Here is a 3,463-nt window from a genome sequence, read left to right as displayed (position 1 = left end):
GTTCGGCTATGACAATTTGGGCCGTATGACGAGCACCGCGCTGGGCAATGGCACGGCGCAGAGCGTGCAGACCTCGAGCGTCGATGCGGTCGGGCGGTTGTTGCAACTGTCGAATGACTTGCCGGGCAGCGGGTCCGACCTGACCAGCGCTTTCAGCTATACGCCGGCTGGCCAGATCGCGAGTGTCGATCGTTCGCACGAGGCCTATAGCTTCGATGGGCACCAGCCGGGCAGCGAGAATTACACGGTCAACGGGCTCAACCAGTTCGTCACCGCGGCGGGCGAGGCGATGGATTATGACGCGCGCGGCAACCTTACCGACTGGGGCACCAGGCAGTTCGGCTATGACAGCGAGAATTTCCTGACCAGCGGCCCCAATGGCGTGAGCCTGTCCTACGACCCGCTCGGGCGGCTGCGCACGTTGGTCGACGGTCAGGGGATGGCAACGAACTTCGTCTATGACGGCCTCGACCTCATCCAGGAAACCGACGGCAGCGGCAATGCGCTTCGCTGGTACGTACACGGCCCCGGCATGGACAATCCGCTGGTCTGGTATGAAGGCGCGACCCCGGGCTCGGGCAACCGGCAATATCTGATGCGCGACGAGCGCGGCTCGATCGTCAGCGTCACAGACAATGCCGGCCAGATCGTCGCGGTGAACAGCTATGGCGCTTATGGCGAGCCCGGCGCGGGCAATGTCGGCCGGTTCCAATACACTGGCCAGACATGGATCGAGGAGTTGGGGCTCTATTATTACAAGGCCCGCTTCTACGCGCCCGAGCTGGGGCGGTTCATGCAGACCGACCCGATTGGGTATGGCGATGGATTGAACGTATATAACTATGTCGGCTCGGATCCGATAAATTTTGTGGATCCTCTAGGGCTTTGCACCACTAATTTTTATGCAGACACAAATGGAAATGGTGTATTAGATCGTGAGGAAATCAATGCAGGCAATTTAACCAAAATTTTGATTACTTTCGGCTGTGGTGGCGGAGACGATGGTGGCGTTGCAGACTTCTTTTATGACTTTTTTATCGGCGTTGACTTCGGCGATAATTCAAGAGAGCCGGGTGGCGCTGGCAATGGGGCGGAACAGACGAAGCCGTGTGGTCAGAGCTTTGCTGCGGACGTTGCGCGTTGGGCTGACAGAACGAGCGTGGTCGCAGGAAGTGTTGCCGTGGGCGCTGGGATCGCGGGACTGGCGTCTGCACCAACTGGTGCGGGGCCCGCGGTATTCGGGACGACGGCACTAGTTGCTGGAGGAGTTTCAGCTGGCGCGGCAACTGTGTCCCTCGTAGCTCATACTTGGGATCGTAATTGGGGTGGAGCTGCTGCAAGTGCCGTTGGCTTGTGGGCAGGCCCCGCGATGGGCGCCATGGCGAGAAACTCCATGAGTGCTGCTAAACCAACCTTTATGAATTTATCATCGAGTGAGCTACGCACGCAACGGCTCGTCACGGACGCTGCATCCACAACTGCCGGCTCCACGATCTCACTAAGCACCTGCACCTAGAGGAGAGCTGGATTGTTCCTAATACTATATCTAATTGTTGGAACCGCAGTAGACTGGGCGATATTCGAACGTTTTAAGTTAATTTTTGGGCATTACGCTAGTTCGGAACTCCAAGTAGGGTATTTAGAAAGACTTCTGCCAAGGATAGTTTTGACTGAAATTTCGTTAGCCATACTTTGGTATGGTAATCATCAGATCTCTGCCAAGATGAATGTAATCGCCATTTCTGGCGGCTTACTATACCTTTTTTCACAGGCCTTAAATGTGAGCGCTCTATATAAAAAGATGCGAGCCAGCTAGCGCTATGATCAATGAACTATATCTTGGAAGGCACGGCATTTTAGCTCTTCCGTCAGACAATACTGTCTATGGCGCTCTCTCGCCAAGTAGCATCGACCCCGCGCCCTTCGATTTCGCGTTTGCTCCGGCGAACTGGCGCTACGAGCAGCGTTCGGCGGACTGGATCGAGGCGCAGTGGGCGGCGCGCGATCATGCCGAGCGGGCGGCACGGGAGGAGCAATCCGCCGCGCTGCCCACGCCCGCGCCGACGCCCGAAGAGGAGGATGCCGGGCTGGGGCCGGCGGGGCGCTATCTCGTCCAGCGGTTGCGCCAGGCGCGGCGGGCGGGGTCGTCCGACGTGCATCTCGAGGCGGGGGCGGCGGCTACCGTGGTGCGCCAGCGCATCGACGGGCGGTTGCTCCAGGTCGACCGGCTCGATCCCGCCGAGGCGCGCGCTGTGGTCAACCGCGTCAAGATCCTCGCCGGGCTCGACCTTGCCGAAAGCCGTATCCCGCAGGACGGGCGGCTGCGCTTCACCACCACCGATGGCCCGGTCGACGTGCGCGTCGCGACGACGCCCGGCGTGCATGGGGAATCGGTCGTGCTGCGCCTGCTCGGCCAGACCATGCGCAGCCTCGCGCTCGAGGAGGTCGGGTTGCCCGAAGCGGTGCGCGCGGGGCTCGAGGAGGTGCTCGCCCAGCCCAATGGCATCGTTATCCTCACCGGCCCCACAGGGTCGGGCAAGACGACGACGCTCTATGCCGCCTTGTCGCGGCTCAACCGCCCCGAAGTGAAGATTCTCACCGTCGAAGACCCGGTGGAAATCATGCTCGACGGCATCACGCAGGTGGCGGTGAAGCCCGAGATCGGGCTGACCTTCGCCTCCGCGCTGCGTTCGTTCCTGCGGCAGGACCCCGACGTGATGATGGTCGGCGAAGTGCGCGACCGCGACACCGCCGATATCGCGCTGCGCTCGGCGATGACGGGGCATTTAGTGCTGACCAGCCTGCATACGAACAGCGCCGCGGAGGCCTTCGCCCGGCTGCGCGATATCGGCATCGAGAATTACCTGGCTGCCGCTACGGTGCGCGCGGTCATCGCGCAGCGGCTGGCACGGCGCCTTTGCGATGCCTGCAAGCGGGCCCGCCCGGTGACCGCGGCCGAGGCGGAACGGTTTGGCGAGGCAGGCGTGGCGGCACAATCGCAGATTTATGACGCAGTGGGGTGCCCGAGTTGCGATGGCAGCGGCTATCGCGGCCGCGTGCCGCTGGCCGAATTGCTGCGGGTCGGCGAGGCGGAACAGCGCGCGGTGGATGCGGGCGACGATGCTGCGCTACGCGCCAGTCTTGCCCCGCACGAGACGCTCGCCGGACGCGGTCTCGCGGCGGTCGCGGCGGGCGAAACCGATGTCGCCGAACTGGCGCGGTTGGCGGACTGATCGATGGCGGAATGGCGCGCAAGGGTCGTGACTGCCGAGGGCAAGCGGGACGAACGGATCGTCATCGCCGATGCCCGCGACGAGGCGGTCGTGCGCCTAATCGCGCAAGGCGATACGCCGTTGCAGGTGCGCACCGGGCCGCTCAGTTTGCGCGAGGGTCTTGTCAGACCAAATGCACCGGTCGTTAAGGAGGGCAAGATAGGGCGGCACGATGCCACGTTCCAGAGTGC

Annotated in this window: 3 protein-coding genes; all 3 read left to right on the top strand. The window is 62.2% G+C overall.

Annotation, left to right across the window (positions count from 1 at the left end):
* The coding region (locus NUW51_RS12830) for an RHS repeat-associated core domain-containing protein (RefSeq protein ID WP_322597104.1) at positions 1–1,516 on the top strand (1,516 nt) is incomplete at its 5' end.
* 304 nt (positions 1,517–1,820) lie between these two features.
* Entirely contained in the window at positions 1,821–3,233 is a 1,413-nt protein-coding gene (locus NUW51_RS12825) for a GspE/PulE family protein (RefSeq protein ID WP_265588014.1), read from the top strand.
* Positions 3,234–3,236: 3 nt separating this feature from the next.
* The coding region (locus NUW51_RS12820; RefSeq protein WP_265588013.1) for a hypothetical protein at positions 3,237–3,463 on the top strand (227 nt) is incomplete at its 3' end.

Source organism: Sphingomicrobium arenosum (assembly GCF_026157085.1).
Classification (GTDB): Bacteria; Pseudomonadota; Alphaproteobacteria; order Sphingomonadales; family Sphingomonadaceae; genus Sphingomicrobium; species Sphingomicrobium arenosum.
Note: the sequence above shows the minus strand (reverse complement) of the source record. Positions and strands in the feature narration are given on the sequence as shown.

What these genes read in the sequence shown, in the direction of transcription:
- NUW51_RS12825 (WP_265588014.1), top strand. Translation starts at nt 1,821, where the DNA reads ATGATCAATGAACTATATCTTGGAAGGCACGGCATTTTAGCTCTTCCG.